The 14898-nt window shown below is 66.1% G+C and carries 8 protein-coding genes and 4 pseudogenes; 3 read left to right on the top strand and 9 right to left on the bottom strand.

Annotation, left to right across the window (positions count from 1 at the left end; genetic code table 11):
- The 3 genes and pseudogenes from MMF94_RS42645 to glsA form a co-directional block, all read right to left on the bottom strand.
- Window positions 1–620: pseudogene (locus MMF94_RS42645) on the bottom strand (IS256 family transposase); the annotation flags it as partial.
- Between the two features lie 228 nt (window positions 621–848).
- On the bottom strand, window positions 849–2411 hold the full coding sequence (locus tag MMF94_RS42640) for an ammonium transporter (RefSeq protein WP_241043211.1): 1563 nt from the start codon (window positions 2409–2411) through the stop codon (window positions 849–851).
- Between the two features lie 54 nt (window positions 2412–2465).
- Entirely contained in the window at window positions 2466–4094 is a 1629-nt protein-coding gene (gene glsA / locus MMF94_RS42635) for a glutaminase A (protein WP_241043210.1), read from the bottom strand.
- Between the two features lie 1244 nt (window positions 4095–5338).
- Between glsA and MMF94_RS43990 the strand changes: the two are divergent.
- Window positions 5339–6329: pseudogene (locus MMF94_RS43990) on the top strand (IS701 family transposase); the annotation flags it as partial.
- Here MMF94_RS43990 and MMF94_RS42620 read toward each other — a convergent pair.
- A pseudogene (locus MMF94_RS42620) lies at window positions 6307–6668 on the bottom strand (gamma-glutamyltransferase). The pseudogenes MMF94_RS43990 and MMF94_RS42620 sit on opposite strands and share 23 nt — an antisense overlap.
- Window positions 6669–6702: 34 nt before the next feature.
- On the opposite strand from MMF94_RS42620, the pseudogene MMF94_RS43985 reads away from it, so the two are divergent.
- Window positions 6703–7168 (top strand): annotated as a pseudogene (locus MMF94_RS43985) (FadR/GntR family transcriptional regulator).
- A gap of 564 nt (window positions 7169–7732) precedes the next feature.
- Here MMF94_RS43985 and MMF94_RS42605 read toward each other — a convergent pair.
- The 5 genes from MMF94_RS42605 to MMF94_RS42585 all read right to left on the bottom strand — a co-directional run bounded on the left by MMF94_RS42605 (window position 7733) and on the right by MMF94_RS42585 (window position 11493).
- The gene (locus MMF94_RS42605) at window positions 7733–8383 is read right to left on the bottom strand and encodes a TetR/AcrR family transcriptional regulator (RefSeq protein ID WP_241043206.1); all 651 of its coding nucleotides are present in this window, start codon (window positions 8381–8383) and stop codon (window positions 7733–7735) included.
- An 816-nt stretch (window positions 8384–9199) separates the two neighbouring features.
- The gene (locus tag MMF94_RS42600) at window positions 9200–10057 is read right to left on the bottom strand and encodes a fumarylacetoacetate hydrolase family protein (protein WP_241043205.1); all 858 of its coding nucleotides are present in this window, start codon (window positions 10055–10057) and stop codon (window positions 9200–9202) included.
- Between the two features lie 4 nt (window positions 10058–10061).
- Window positions 10062–10502 (bottom strand): nuclear transport factor 2 family protein, encoded by a 441-nt coding sequence (locus MMF94_RS42595; RefSeq protein ID WP_241043204.1) that lies wholly within the window; start codon window positions 10500–10502, stop codon window positions 10062–10064.
- A complete protein-coding gene (locus MMF94_RS42590) occupies window positions 10499–11098 on the bottom strand; it encodes a VOC family protein (protein ID WP_241043203.1) in 600 nt (199 codons plus the stop codon). The genes MMF94_RS42595 and MMF94_RS42590 overlap by 4 nt, the downstream gene beginning before the upstream one ends.
- Window positions 11099–11145: 47 nt before the next feature.
- Window positions 11146–11493: a DoxX family protein gene (locus MMF94_RS42585; RefSeq protein ID WP_241043202.1), complete on the bottom strand. Its 348-nt coding sequence runs from the start codon at window positions 11491–11493 to the stop codon at window positions 11146–11148.
- A gap of 994 nt (window positions 11494–12487) precedes the next feature.
- Between MMF94_RS42585 and MMF94_RS42580 the strand changes: the two genes are divergently transcribed.
- A complete protein-coding gene (locus MMF94_RS42580) occupies window positions 12488–13678 on the top strand; it encodes a cytochrome P450 (RefSeq protein WP_241043201.1) in 1191 nt (396 codons plus the stop codon).
- Window positions 13679–14898 lie beyond the last annotated feature (1220 nt).

The following is a 14898-nucleotide window of genomic DNA, read 5'->3' as shown; positions in this document are numbered from 1 at the left end:
AGCCCGTCGCAGACCACGATGTACACATCGGCGACGCCGCGGTTGCGGACCTCGGTGAGCACCTGCAGCCAGTACTTCGCGCCCTCACCACCCTCGCCGGCCCAGATGCGCAGGATGTCGCGGTGCCCGTCCACGGTGACGCCGATGACCACCTAGAAGGGACGGAAGGTGTGCTGCCCGTCGCGCACCTTCACGTGGATCGCATCCACGAAGATCACCGGGTAGATCGCATCTAGCGGCCGGTTCTGCCACTCGGCCATCTCCTCGAGCACCTTGTCGGTAATCCTCGAGATCGTGTCCCGGGAGACCTTGGCCCCGTAGACCTCCTCGAAGTGAGCGGCCACCTCGCCGGTGGTCAGCCCGCGGGCGGTCAGCGAGAGCACGATCTCATCGATCCCGTCCAGGCGCCGTTGGCGCTTGCGCACGATCACCGGGTCAAAGCTGGCGTCCCGATCCCGAGGCACCTCGATCTGCACCGGCCCGATCTCGGTCAACACCGTCTTCGTCCGGGTGCCGTTGCGCGAGTTGCCCCCATCCCACCCGGTCCGGTCGTGACGCTCATAGCCCAGGTGCTCACACCAGCGGTCGACGTCCGTGGCAGTGGCCGCAGTGGTCGAGGACCACAGCCAGACCGGCTTAGGGTCACGGTGCCTGGCACGTGCTGGACTGCAGCCGGATGAGGGTGGCTTCGATGACCGGCCGCGCACCGTCGTGGTCGATCCAGCAGCGGCGGTGGGTCAGCCGGGGTTTGTCCGCCGCGCTGCTCGCGACCTGAGCGCCATCGGCGCAACCGCGCGCAGGCGCAGCGTGGAGACCACCACCGAGCTTAACGCAAGGGATACCGCGCGTTACAACGCGGCCGCAGGCGTGCTTCTAGTGGTGATCGCGCTGGCAGCGCTGTCTCCGGTGTTCGTGATTGCAGGGATGCCGATGGAGCTGCGCGAGTGCCCTCGGATAGACGCCCTAACCGCACGAGGAGCGAGTCGCGATATCCGGGCCAGCATGGGCTGCGTACACGACGGCTTCGCCCACGACCCTTTGATCCTCATCGCGGACGAAGAGCCGCGTTGGCCTTGTGACCGAAGGCCGCCGGTAATTAAGCCGCCCATGCTGGAGTAGTCGTAGCCGAGTTGGGCGTGCTCCTGCTCGTCGATGCCGGCGATCTCGGCCTTCTCGTCGATCCGGAAGCCGATCGTCTTCTTGATGACGAGCCCGATGACAAGCGCTAATGCGAACGAGTAGACCATCACGGCGCCTGCGGCGGCGGCTTGCCGGCCGAGCTGGGTGAAGCCGCCTCCGTACAAGAGGCCGTCCTCGCCCAGGGCGGCCGGGTTCACCGTTCTGGTGCCGAGGAGGCCGATCAGCAGTGTCCCGATGATGCCCCCGACCAAATGCACGCCGACCACGTCGAGCGAGTCGTCGAACCCGAACCGGTATTTCAGACCCACAGCCAGCGCGCACACCACACCGGAAGCCAGGCCGATGAGGACCCCGCCGAGGGGTGTCACGAAGGCGCAGCCGGGTGTGATCGCCACCAGTCCGGCGACCGCACCCGAAGCCGCACCCAGGGCGGTGGGTTTGCTGTCGCGGACCTGCTCGACCAGCAGCCACCCGAGGACCGCGGCGCAGGCCGCCACAGTGGTGTTGGTGAACGCGAGACCGGCCAGATCGGCCGCGCTGAGTGCTGAGCCGGCGTTGAAGCCGTACCAGCCGAACCACAACAGGCTGGCGCCGAGCAGGACAAAGGGCAGGTTGTGTGGACGGGGTGATTCGCGTGGCCAGCCGGTGCGGCGGCCGAGCACGATGGCGAGTGCGAGGGCTGCCGCACCGGCGTTGATGTGCACGGCGGTGCCGCCGGCGAAGTCCTCGGCCTTGAGAGTGTTGGCGATCCAGCCGCCGTGGAAGTCGGGACTGGTGAAGCCGTCCAAAGAGAACACCCAGTGCGCGACCGGGAAGTAGACAATGGTCGCCCACAGCGCCACGAACAACGTCCAGGACCAGAATCTCACCCGGTCCGGGATCGCGCCGGAGATCAGGGCCGGCGTGAGGACGGCGAACATCAGCTGGAACATCACGAACACCGTGGCCGGTAACGCGTCCGATCCGGGCCAGGGCACGGCCGGTGGTCCAGTGACGGCGACGCCGACGAAGTGACCGATCGTCTGACCCAGACCGGCGAAGGCGTTGTCACCCAGCAGGCCACCAACGGCGTCGTTGCCGAACGACCAGCTGTAGCCGAACAACACCCAGAGCACGCCGACCACTGCCAAGCAGATAAAATTCATCATCAACATGTTCAGGACGCTGTTGCTCCTGACCATGCCACTGTAGAAGAACGCGAGCCCTGGGGTCATCAGCATCACCAGCGCGGCGGCGGCGAGCACCCAGGCGGTATCGCCGGTGTTGAGCATTGTTCCCTCCTCCTGCACAAGCACATGTCTGACGTCTCTCCTGGAGAGCGGGGATCAGGAGACGGCGGCGGGCTTGTCGTCTGCGGGTGCGCGGGTGAGGAGCCGAGCCACGGCGGTGTGGCCTTCGCGGTCGGCATCGGTTGCCGGCGTTCCGCCCCAGCGGTCACGGGCGTGGGGGTTGGCGCCTTGTTGAAGCAGGTAGCGCACGACCTCGAGTTGACCTTCGGATGCCGCAAGATGGAGGGCTGTGCGGCCGTCGTAGTCGGAGGTGCTGGGGTCGATGCCAGTGGCGATGGTGCCGCGTACGTCGTCCAGGTCCCCTTGGCTCGCAGCCCAGCACAGGCGGACCACGCCGTCGGCAGTGGTTTCGTTCTTCCGTCGGCGTGGATCACGCTTACCGGATTCGTCGCCGCTGACCAGGCCGTCGTAGGCATGAAAATTGTATTTTTCAGTGAGCATCCGAGCGAATTTTATGCCGCGGACGGAGTTCCCAACTTCGTCGAGCCTGGGCGACCAGACGGCGATTCCCAGGATTTGTGGAACGACGATCAGGAGGGCCCCAGCGACCCCACTTTTGGCAGGAAGTCCAATGTGGAACGCGAATTCTCCGGAGTAGTCGTACATGCCGCACGAGGACATTAGGGAGAGGCATTTCTTCACGTTATCGGTACTGAAGAGGCGGGTCTCGGTCAGTGGTGCGACGCCTCCCGTAGCCAGTGCAGCGGCGGTGGCCGCGAGCGAGTCGGCGTCGATCTCGATTGAGCAGCACTGGAAATAGAACTCAAGCGTGTGTAGCAGGTCGGCGCCGGACGGAAACGCTTTTTTCTCGCGCATGAAGTAGCCCAGCGCGAAGTTCCGGTCCGCGCTGTCGCGCTCGGACAGGTAGACCGCGTTATTGAACCCGATCCGTCCGCCGCTAGCCAGACGCCGCCATGCGTCGGCTACGTAGTCGAACCGGTCGGCCATGTTGTCCGCGGGCCGGATCAGGGAGCTGCACATGATCGCCCCAGAGTTGATCATCGGATTGCGTGGGATGCCCTTGTCACTGAGGGACAGCTCATTGAAGCGCACGCCGCTGGGCTCGCAGCCGACGTGTCGATGCACGGTCGGCGCGCCGTGTTCCTCCAAGGCCAGCAGGTAGTTGATCGGTTTGCACACCGATTGCAGGCAGAAGTTGACGCTGTGGTCGCCCACCGAGAACCGCTGGCCGTCGGTGGTGCAGACCGCGATGGCCAACCGCTCCGGGTCAACCCTGCCCAACTGCGGTATGTAGTTCGCCACGGCCCCGGACCGCTCGTTCAGCAGCTCCTGATATATCGACTCGATATCCTGCACGAAACGCGGGAAGTCAGGGACTACCAGTTCCCCCCGGATGGCCCGACTGATGATGCCGCTGTTGCGCTGACAGATCGCGATGAACCTGTCCAGGTCAAGCCGGCCACTCTCCTGGCCCGGCGTGTCCAACGCGCTCCACGCATCCTGGATCCGCCGATCGTCCGCACAGATCCCGGCACGCCTCAGCCGGGTGAGCACCTCGAACGGCGAGATCCTCCCTTCCGAGTCCTGCGTGAACGAGTCGAAGAGCGCCTTGTAGGACCTCTGCTTGTCACTCAGTACCGGTGCGCCCGAGTCGGAAACTCCGACGGATCTCACTCGAGCGGACGCGGGCTGCGTCTTGCTCATTTCCACTCCTTTCGCGGGATCTCGGGATGAAGTAGTGATTACGCAGGCGTCCTCCGACGGATTGGCCAGGTGCGGTCGATCTGCCGACTGCATGGTGACTAACGGCGCCAAAACGCGCCAGTGTCGGCCCCGCGTGGCGCTGGATATCTTACACACGAACCCAGCCTGCCTGGCGAATTCTGGTTACGTAATGCCACTCGCCACTTATTAGCACGCCGTCGACGACTGGACGAGCCGTGTTGAATTCCGAAGCGGAGGCTTCCACTCGCAACGACACCATTTCCGTTACCAGACTAGCCGGCAGCCCAGCCCGGATCGGAAGGATCGCAGGTCCGGCCCATCGCCGGGGAAGCCGCTGCTGCTCGTCGAGAGCTACGCAAGGGAACGTAAACGTTTCTGCAGATCAAACCCTCGGTCCACAATCCGATCGAGGCCATGACGCGATTTATCGACGGCTCGAGATAGCGCTGCGAAACCCGTCATCCAAGAGCAAGGCCGCCGCACCGATATCGCGAATCGTCGCGCCAAGCCATCTTCGGGATGCGATACTTGACTCCGAGAGTGATGCAGATCAGATCTCAATGCTCCGTGATCCATTTTCTCCAAACTAGGCAATGTGAAGCCACTAGGAGTTCCCGTTCGGCTCGACGCAGTCGTCTTTGGCATGATATTTGACCATCGCCCGAAGGAGCGGCTATCTCGCGCTGAGATCGGTTTTCCTCACGGCATACCGCCATGACCGCCATGGCGCACGTGCAGGCCCGCCAAGTGGACGACACATGACATTAAGGATGCTTGTAATAGTTGCACCACTCTACTCGCCCGCAAGTCGCCGGGATCGACCGCAACACCGCACCAAACTAAGACCATGACGCCGATGATTTCGCGCCCATAAGGCTCCGACCGAACTCGTGCAAACCCCCGATTGCTTCTCCCTAGATGCTCCGTACTGGTCCGCGACTGCCGGTCCGCCTGTAGCTCGGAGGGCAAACTTCCGTGTGATGGCGACAACACGGAAGATGCTGCCACGGCGAATCCCCCGATCGCTCCAGCGTAGGTCCCTGGTTGCTTCCGAATCCCGGGGTCTCTGCAGTGGCCCATGCCGAATTATTCGCGATTCGAACTAAGCGCTCGTACTTCTCTTATCATACAAAATCCTGGCCACACCTGTATTCACGGTGAGCTTGGCTTAGTACTCCAGCCGCAGTTTGTGATCTTGGTGGTCCTAGTCTGTCGATCTTGTGATGGTGGAAGAGGATCTCGCGGCCTGGGCGAGTGGACTGGACGGGTTGTTCGCGCATGCCGCGGAGCGGTTCTTCCGGCCGGAGCCGCGGCGGCGGGCGCGGGCGTATGTGCGGGGTCTGTTGGCGCCCGTTGGCGGGCAAGAACGGGTGGACGCTGGCGGAGGTCGCTGGGGATGCGACCCCGGATGGGATGCAGCGGCTGCTGAACGCGGCGAACTCGGACGCAGATGGGGTGCGTGATGACCTGCGTGGCTATGTCGTGAAGCACCTCGGCGAGCCCGGCGGTGTCCTGATCGTGGATGAAACCGGGTTTCTGAAGAAGGGCCCGCAAGTCCGCCGGGGTGCAGCGCCAGTACTCGGGCACGGCCGGGCGGATCGAAAACTGGCAACTCGGAGTGTTTCTGGCCTACGCCACTGGCAAGGGCCGGACGTTGATCGACCGGGAGCTCTACCTGCCCAAGACGTGGACAGGTGACCGCGACCGCTGCCGCGAGGCGGCGGTGCCCGACTAGGTCGAGTTCGCCGCCAAAGCAGTGCTCGCCCAGGAAATGCTCGGCCGGGCCCTGGACGCCGATGTCCCCGCCTCCTGGGTCGCAGCGGACGAGGCCTACGGGCAGGACCACAAGTTCCGGACCTGGTGCGAACGACGCCGGATCGGCTACGTCGTGGCCGTGCCCCGCAGCCAGACCATCCCCGCTGCAGTCGGCTCCAGCCGCGCTGACTCCGCTGCTGCGGCAGCCCCGAGAACGCCTGGAAGCATCTCAGCTGCGCCGACGGGGCGCAGGGGCCGCGGGTGTTCGACTGGTCCGTCGGCTCCGTGTCGACCGGTGAGCACACCCCACCCGGCTGGGCCCGCTGGCTACTGGTCCGCCGCCAGATCCTGAGCCCCGACCAACTCGATGCCGGCAAACAACCGGAGCTGGCGTACTACCTGTGCGCCGGCCCGCCTGGCACGACTGACGAGGACCTCATCCGCGTGGCAGGCACGCGGCCTGGCCGCCGCACATCGGATAGCTGTCCCTGGCATGGGCGATGGCGGGCGCGAGCACCCGCGCCAGCGACAGCCGCCCGAACCGGTCGTGTGCGGCGCACCAGCTGTCGACGGCGCCGGGCACAGTCACCGCGGACAACGCGCCGCGCGGCGGGATCGTCCGGTGCCCTTGTGAGCGGTACCACTCGCGGGAGGCCGCGCGGGCCGCGCGGCCGCTTCCGTTGAGTGCGTGCACTCGCCGGCCGGCTCGTAGATGAGCTAGAACGCGTCCCCAACCGGGCCGGTCATGTGCGGGTAGACCACGCCGAGGGCGGCGTTGACGGCGACCGCGGCGTCCACAGCACTGCCGCTGTCCTCCAACACCCGCAGCCCAGTGGCCGATGTCACGACGCTCGTCACCGCCCTGCGACTCGCCCAGGGCACCCTTGCCGACCAGCTCGAACTCCGCCTGCTCTTCGAGCCTCAGGTCGCCCGGCTGGCCGAGCAACGGGCCCGATCCGCCGACCTCGACGTCCTCCGGCAAGCCGTGTCTCGCAAGGAGGAGCAGCTCGCCCGAGAGATTCCGTTCGTCGACGACGACAGCGCGTTCCACCTCGCGATCGCGGGCCACCACGAACGATCTGCTGGCCAAAATGATCGAGGGCATCCATGAACTGCTGCGCGACAGGCGGGAGCGGTCGTTGCGCGCTCCCGACGGCATGCAGCAGTCACTGGATGGGCACCACCGGATCCTGGACGCCATGTGCCGGCACGACGAGGAGGCCGCGCGCGAGGCAATGCACGGGCACCTGCTCGACGTCCAGCGGCTCAGCCTCCAGTCCGTTGAGCGACTCGGTTAGCAGAAAAGCGACTCGGCCAGGCAAGGCAATCAGGGGGCTGACCGGCCACTCCCCGACAGGCATCGAGCAGCCTGGAGGGACACCTGTGTCAGCACCCCTTCCCGAGGTCCCGGCCGGGCGAATGGAGCAGCTCGTCACCGAGCTCGGCCGGTTCGGCGCGCAGCCCGGCGGCAGCCTGATCCGGTCGTCTCGGCGATCACCGGCTGCTATGGCTCGACGTCACCGTGACCGGGCGGGCCGACCACGCCGGGGCGACGCCCAGTGGCCAGGCCTCGCGACATAGTTTCGCACGGCGCCGTGCGACAACGACCCGAAGATGATCAAGCGGTGGTCGTGCCATGTCACGGTGACACGCCGAACACCCGCACACACCGACCCGGACCTGGCCGCCCGAGGCTAAAGATCAAGATCCAGACCGCGTACCGGATGCTCGACGCCCGACACCTCCACAGAAACAACGTGCTCCGCCTCGACGGCTGACCTGCCGGCGCCGCGCGAACGACGCACTTGTGCACGTCGCCGTCCGAGCCGATGGAGCGGCAGGTCCTCCTGGAGTTGTCGGCACTATCTGACCGATCCACCCGAGGGTCCGAGCTCGTCGACGCGTTCCGCGAGCTCCCGGCCGGCCGAACACACCGTCGACAGGATCGTCACGACCGTCGTGTAGGCGAGATGGATCAACTCCTCCGGCTCGAGGTCACACCCGTGGGACAGCCAGTCCACGCACATCTCGTCCACCGCGCCCATGCAACCGCGCAACGCGACGCGCACCGGTGGCGCGGGTGGCTCACTCAAACCCAGCAACTCGCAGAGGAACTCTGTGCCCACCCGCCGACTCTGCTCGAAGATCTCATCGACCTCGGGATCCTGACCGCCGCGCCGCATCATTGCCAGCATCGTGAACGCGTGGTCGCGCCGGTACTCGATGTGCCTGCGCACGACCCCACGCAGCCACTGCTGCCTGCTGTCCTCGCCCTCGCGGCGGCGGTGCAGGTCGTCGACCTCCTGCTGCGCCCGCCGCAGGACCTCGAGATAAAGTCCGCGCTTGTCCTTGAAATGGTAGAACAACAACCCGTGCGCAACACCGGCCGCTTTGGCGATATCCGTGACGTAGATGTCGTCGTACGGCTTGCTCGCGAACAATTCTGCCGCTACGGCCACCAGAGCCGCGCCACGCTCACCACGCGCCGGAACCTCCGACCGAGAAGAACCCACTACCGCTGCCTCCCTCAGTGCCCGGCCACGATACCGCCGGCCGCAGGCCCGGAACCTCCCGCTGTCGCGGCCCGCCCACGCCCACAGACCGCCGATCCACCGGTGAGAACCGGTTCCTCCGTCCCGAGAGCCCCACGCCTCCGAGCCCCTCGGGGACGGCCCCGCACCCCGCGTCCGAGCGTGAGGCAACGAGACGATCGTCCCGGCGGGAACGTGCGCAGCGACGGTTTCAGCGCCGACCATTCCGGCCGGCAGATCGACCTCCGCAGCGCACAGTCCCGACATGCGCAGCTTGGCCGCCACAGCGTCGGCCACCTCGCTCTCCTCGACCATTCGATGCAGCGCTGCCCGTGAGACGACCTCTCGCTCCACCTCAGCCACGGGATACCCCGGCGCTCGGCTTCCAACTGAAAGTTGCGCTCCGTCCGCGGCCCCCGAACCGGATCGGAAGACAACGAGTTGACGTTGACGCCCGACGGGCCCACCTTATGGGCGACCGTCCTGGTCAAGCCGAGGACTTTCCTCTTAGACACGGTGTACGGGGATCAGCCCGGCGACTCCTTTCGCGGGCCGCTCGGAGACACGCTCGACAGGACCGTCCATCTCAGCCGGGACCGCGACCGTACAGTCGGCGTCCGCGACCGCAGCGGGGCGCCGCACAGGGTGCATGGCCGGCATCGGGTGCGAGGTGGCGCGCGGGCACGGGTCGTCCCAGCGCGTCACCTCGCGCTGTCACCTGTCACCTGTCGCCGGTCGCCTCACCAGGACCGTGTTCGTGGCGCGTGACGGCGGGCACGTGCCGATAGCCCGGGAGGATCACCTGCCGACCACGACCTCGCTGCACAATCGGCCGAGGCTCTCTACCTCGATCTCCACCACGTCGCCCGCACGCAGGTACTTCCCGGACCCCACGGCGGCACCGGCGGGCGTACCGGTGAGCACGAGATCACCGACCTCCAGCGGCACGGTCGCCGACACGGTCGCCAGCACCTCGGGGATGGAGAAGAGCATCTCGCTGGTCCGGCTGTCCTGCCGCAGCTCCCCGTTCACCCTGGTGGTGATCGCGAGGTCGAGCGGTAGGGCGAGCTCGTCCACGGTGACCAGAGCCGGGCCCGCAGCCTTGAAGGACGGGAAGATCTTGCCCCGGCGGACCTGGGCATCGTCGGTGATCACACCGTCGGTGAAGCCCTTCAGCTGGACGTCCCTGGCCGACACGTCGTTCGCCACTACCAGGCCGCCGACATGGCGCCAGCCGTCCTCGACCGGGATGTCCTGGCCGGCCCGCCCGACCACCACCGCCACCTCGGCCTCGTAGTCGACCTGGTCCGGCGCCTCGGCGGGCAACACGAGTGGCGCCGCCGGCCCCACCACCAGTCCCTCGAAGATCAGCTCGGAGGGGACGATGGTGAACAGCGCCGCCTCCGGGATCGGCATGCCGGCCTCGATCAGATGGTCGCGGTAGTTCGCACCGGCGATCACGATCTTTCCCGGCCGTGGCACCGGAGTCAGGGCATCGATGCCCGCGAGCGGGACGCGGTCGAGCACGCGCGCTGTGCTCGCCAGCTCGATGTCGTCCTCGAGAAGTGCCTTCACATCCGGGTGGGGCAGGTCGAGCAGCTCCAGCTCGTCCCCCACGCGTCGAGCAAGCCCTTGGGCCGTGCGATAGAGATACATCTACTCACCCTCCCGCGAGTGGTTGGACCACGCGCCGCGCCAGCCGCCACACACTGTCGTCGGAGCGGACGAAGTAGTCGTCGAGACGGGTCAGCGCCGCCACCGGCGGCACGACCGACGAGTCCGGTCCGAGGTTGAACAGCTGGAGCAGTGTCACCGCACGGGCGCGATCCGGGCCCTCCGTCCAGAAGTCGGTCTGGCCCGGAACGTGCACCCGCCGGATGTCGTCGTTGTCCCGGCTGCGCATCGCGGCTTCCAGTGCTTCGCCGCTGACCTCGGCCCCACCGAGCTCCATCACGGCGTCCTCGGTGTACGACGCCAGCACGCTCAGCGCCCGCTTCTCGTCGACCAGCCGCAACGAGGCGTTGACGATGTCCATACACGCAGCCCTCGCACGGAGGGCCTCCAGGGTGGGTTCGGCGCCGATCACCCGAGCCGCGCTCACCACGTCGGCCTGATCAGGTCCGATGCCGACTCACCTGCGCGCAGGCGATCCAGCATCTCCTCGGGGTCGAACTCCACTCCGATGGGGTTGCGCGCGAAGGACTCGGACTCCATGAACGCCGTGCCCTCGTCGACGGTGTCGAAGTTGTCGATCTGCAGCTCGATGGAGTTGCCATCGGGGTCGTTGTAGTAGATCGAGGTGGTCGTGCCGTGATTGATTTTCGAGGCGGGCAGCACGGACTCCTTCTTGAGCCGCTCGTAGGTGCCCAGCAGGTCCTCGAGGGTGTCGTAGGCGAAGGCGACGTGTGACAGGCCGTGGGCGGGAAGCTCCGCGACCTGCTGGGGTGTCAGGTCACCCACCGGCCGATCGGTCCCCGGCAGGCCGTCGGGGATGCCGCCCAGGTGCTCCTTCGCCATCGCCACGCCCTGCGGGTGGGCCAGCGCCACCCGGTGGTGCTCGTCGTCGTAGGTCATGAACACCGCGAACGGGTTCGCGTGCACCACCCGCGCACCGAGGACCGTTCCGTACCAATCACGCATCTGCTGGATCTGCCGCGTCCACAACACGACATGTGCCAGCTTCGCTGGTGAAACCACCTGAGCCACCTCTGATTCGATCTGTTATCCGGTTGGGTCTCGCCCATTCACACAGACAGAAGTCGTAGGACCAGCGCACCGACGGCGAGCAGCAGCAGCGCAGCGGGCGCCGTGAACTTCCAGTCACCGATCCGCGCGTGCGCGATCACGGCGCCGACGAAGTAGGCGGCCACGCCGATTCCGGCTGCCACCCCCAACGGCCACCAGAACAGGCCCACGACGAGCCCGATCGCACCGGCGATCTCCGCAACCGCCAGCAGCCACAGCTTGTCCTCGGGAAAGCCGACCTTCTGCATGGTCGCCATCTGCATCGGGTCCTTGACCAGCTTCCCGCGGCCCGACATCACCAACAGCAACGCCAGCACAGCCGAAACGATGATCGTGGCGATGAACATTCTGGTTCCTCAACTCGTGCACGGCCTGCCGGCCACGCGGAACGAACGGCCGCGCTCGGGCGAAACGGGGCCGTACTTCTCCTCGACGGGGACGTTCGTGGGCCCATGGCCACCTGATCATCGTGGCAACTGACTTGACTTCAGGTCAACTTCTGTGACGCACGGAACTCCCGCTCCCTGGGTGAGGAGGTCGGTGGCCGGCTCGGCTGGAGCGGCCGCGCGCACAACGCCAGCCAGGTGCGGAGTTCCCGGCCGCGATCCGGGCCATGGTCGACGTCGAGCCCGACACCTACACCTGGAACGCATTCCGTTCACGGCCGAGGACGTTCGGGATCCCCGGGCCGACCACAACAGGACAACCACAACGACTGCACCGCCTACCGCGACTCCGACATCAAGCGGACTCCGGCCGACCGACGGCAGCCGCAGAGGCAGCCCCGAGTGATCATGGCGTTCCGCAAGCTCGGCGGAGACCACCAAACAACCAAACTGGAAACAGTCACGAACACCAGCCGAAAATTGGTTCGCGCTCGCGTCGAGCACCCACTGTCACCTTTGACGCGCCGTTCCCATGCGGCCACGACTCAAGCGACTTCGATTATTCCACAAAATTAAACGCCCTTACCGCCCACTACTCGCGCGGGCTCGACTCTAACCATGCGCGGACAAAGACGAGCACCACGGCGCAAATGATGTTGCACGGGAAGGGCTCCGATCGAACCCGTGTAAACCCCCGGCCCGCCTCCCCGGGACCTGATCCAAACCCTGCGCCGACCTGCCACGCAGCCCCAAGGCAGCGATTGACGAGCGACGACGTCTCGCGACGTCGCGGAACGTCAACCACGTTTGTCGTGGTTTGCACCACGGCATGCCACGGCGAAGATCGTTAGGCTGGGCCTGGAAGTTAGCGGCGAGCTCGACACTGGAAGGCATTGCTCCCCACCAGCATCAATCCTACGGAGCAACCGGACGATCTCATCAACGGAGGAGCCAGATGATGCACGAGAAGTTGACCTTTCCGGCCACGCGAGGCCGGTGCCCGTTCGCGCCACCGACCGAAGTGGACCACATGCGCCGGGAGTCGCCGGTCCAGCGCGTCACACTCTGGGATGGTTCGAAGGCCTGGTTGGTCACCGGCCACGCGGAGGTCAGAGACGTCCTACGCGACCCGACATTCAGCTCCGAGCCCCACCACCCCGGCTTTCCCTGGATCAACCAAGGATTGAAATCGCAAAACACAGGAAATGTCCCATCGTTCATTCGAATGGACGGAGATCGCCACGCCCGACTGCGCCGGATACTGGCCGAAGACTTCACTCCTCGGCGAGCCGAAGCGTTACGTCCGGAAATCCAGCAGGCCGTGCACGAATGCCTGGACCACATCATCGAGCAGAGTTCGCCAGTCGACCTGATGACCGCGCTGGCCCTGCCGGTCCCGTCGTTAATCATCTGTCGCCTACTGGGTGCCCGCTATGAGGACCACCAGTTCTTCCAGGAACGCGCCGGCAAGCTGCTCCAAACCTTCGCCGAGCCCGGGGAGCTCGAACAGGCCAATCATGAGCTCCTCGGTTACCTGTCCGCGTTGGCCGACAGCAAGCGAGCAGAGCCCGATCACAGCATCGTCAGCCGGCTGGTCTCGAGTGGTGAACTGGCCGACTCGGAGATAGCCCGCCAGTGCATGTTCTTACTGATCGCCGGCCACGAGACCACGGCGAACCAGATCACCATGTCCACGCTCGCCCTGCTGCGTGCACCCGATCAGCTCGCCATGCTCCGCGCACAACCCGAATTGATCAGATCGACGGTGGAAGAGCTGCTGCGCTATGCCACGATCGTCCACAGCGGAGCACCGAGAGTGGCCACCCGCGATGTCCGGGTCGGCGAAGAAATCATCCAGTCCGGGGATGGGGTCCTTTGTGTACTGGATGCCGCGAACCACGACGAGCGGGCCTTCGATGCCCCAGGCGAACTGGACATCACGCGCCGTGGCCAGCCCCACGTCGCCTTCGGCTTCGGCACCCATCAGTGCCTGGGCCAGCACCTGGCGCGGGTAGAGCTGCACGTTGTCTTGGAGACCCTGCTACAGCGGCTCCCGCAACTGCGCCTGGGTGTCCCCTTCGAGCAACTCCGTTTCAAGGAGGACGGCGCGGTCTACGGCGTACGTCAGCTCCCGGTGCACTGGTGACGCTAAAGACCGGAGTGATCCGGGGTGAGAACCGGATCCCAAGGCGCAGAGATCGAGCGCTGTCCGTCCACTGTCGATGTCCCCGCGCTGTTCACGACGGTCGCATTGCTGCGTGAGCGGTCACGGTGAGGTCGCGTCCGGTGGTCTTCCCGACGTCGTAGCGGGGTGCGGGCCTGCGGTTCTTGGAGCCTGGTGGGCGTCCGGGTCCGGGTCTGGCGGGTTTGGGTGCGCTGGCCGGCAGGGCGGTGGTCGCGCGTAGGTTCGGCGAATCCGCGGCGGACCCGGGCCGTGGTAAGTCGGCCTGGTGGCGTGGGCTTCTCCCAGGGCTGGCGGAGGTCTTCGGCCAACGGTCGGGCGAGGCGGAGCTGGGTGTGCGCGGCGATCACCTTTGGGGTTCCAGAAGTCGGCCTGAGCCCGTGACCTGTGATGATCGGCGCTCTCCAGTGGCGGGCCATGCTTGTGGACGTGTCGTTACGCCTGCTCTACCTGATCTTCGACCGACTCCTGCACTGGCTGTCACTACTTTGCCGCGCCTCATCGTCTAAGGACATCGAACTCCTCGTCCTACGCCACGAGGTCGCCGTACTCCGCCGAACGAACCCGAGGCCGCGCCTGGACTGGGCCGACCGGGCCCTGTTCGCCGGGCCGATCCGACACCTCCCCACGGCGCTGCGCGGTCACCGCCTGGTCAGCCCGGCCACGGTCTTACGGTGGCACCGCCGCCTGGTGACCAGGAAATGGACCTACCCCCATCGCACCGGTCGTCCTCCCCTCGACGGCACGATCGTAGCGCTGATCGAACGGATGGCCCGAGAGAACCAGACCTGGGGATACCAGCGCATCCAGGGCGAGTTGCTCAAGCTCGGCCATCGCGTCGGAGCCTCGACCGTCCGCAGGACCCTCAAGCCGCGGCGGATACCGCCGGCGCCGCTTCGCTCGACCGACACGTCATGGCGACGATTCCTGTGGGCCCAGGCCTCGACCACGCTGTGTGCTCGACGAGGGCACCACCGCGATGGACGACCTCTTCCCACGCGACTCGCCAGACAGTCACTCAGATAGTCACTCAGCACGAAACCATGATCGAGAACCTGCGTTCCACGGCTTCACGCTCAGGCGAGGTACAAGCCCTCAAGCCCAGCCTTTCCGCAGGTAGAAACGCTGATGGGCGGCTCCCCCGACGTAGGGAACCGCCCATCGTGCCGTCGGGACGACAGGAT

Origin of the sequence: Pseudonocardia alaniniphila (genome assembly GCF_022524485.1) — a bacterium.
Taxonomy (GTDB): domain Bacteria; phylum Actinomycetota; class Actinomycetes; order Mycobacteriales; family Pseudonocardiaceae; genus Pseudonocardia; species Pseudonocardia alaniniphila.
Note: the sequence above shows the minus strand (reverse complement) of the source record. Positions and strands in the feature narration are given on the sequence as shown.

Coding starts and splice junctions, on each gene's coding strand:
- MMF94_RS42640 (WP_241043211.1), bottom strand. CDS start 2,411: ATGCTCAACACCGGCGATACCGCCTGGGTGCTCGCCGCCGCCGCGCTG.
- glsA (WP_241043210.1), bottom strand. CDS start 4,094: ATGAGCAAGACGCAGCCCGCGTCCGCTCGAGTGAGATCCGTCGGAGTT.
- MMF94_RS42600 (WP_241043205.1), bottom strand. CDS start 10,057: ATGTATCTCTATCGCACGGCCCAAGGGCTTGCTCGACGCGTGGGGGAC.
- MMF94_RS42585 (WP_241043202.1), bottom strand. CDS start 11,493: ATGTTCATCGCCACGATCATCGTTTCGGCTGTGCTGGCGTTGCTGTTG.
- MMF94_RS42580 (WP_241043201.1), top strand. CDS start 12,488: ATGATGCACGAGAAGTTGACCTTTCCGGCCACGCGAGGCCGGTGCCCG.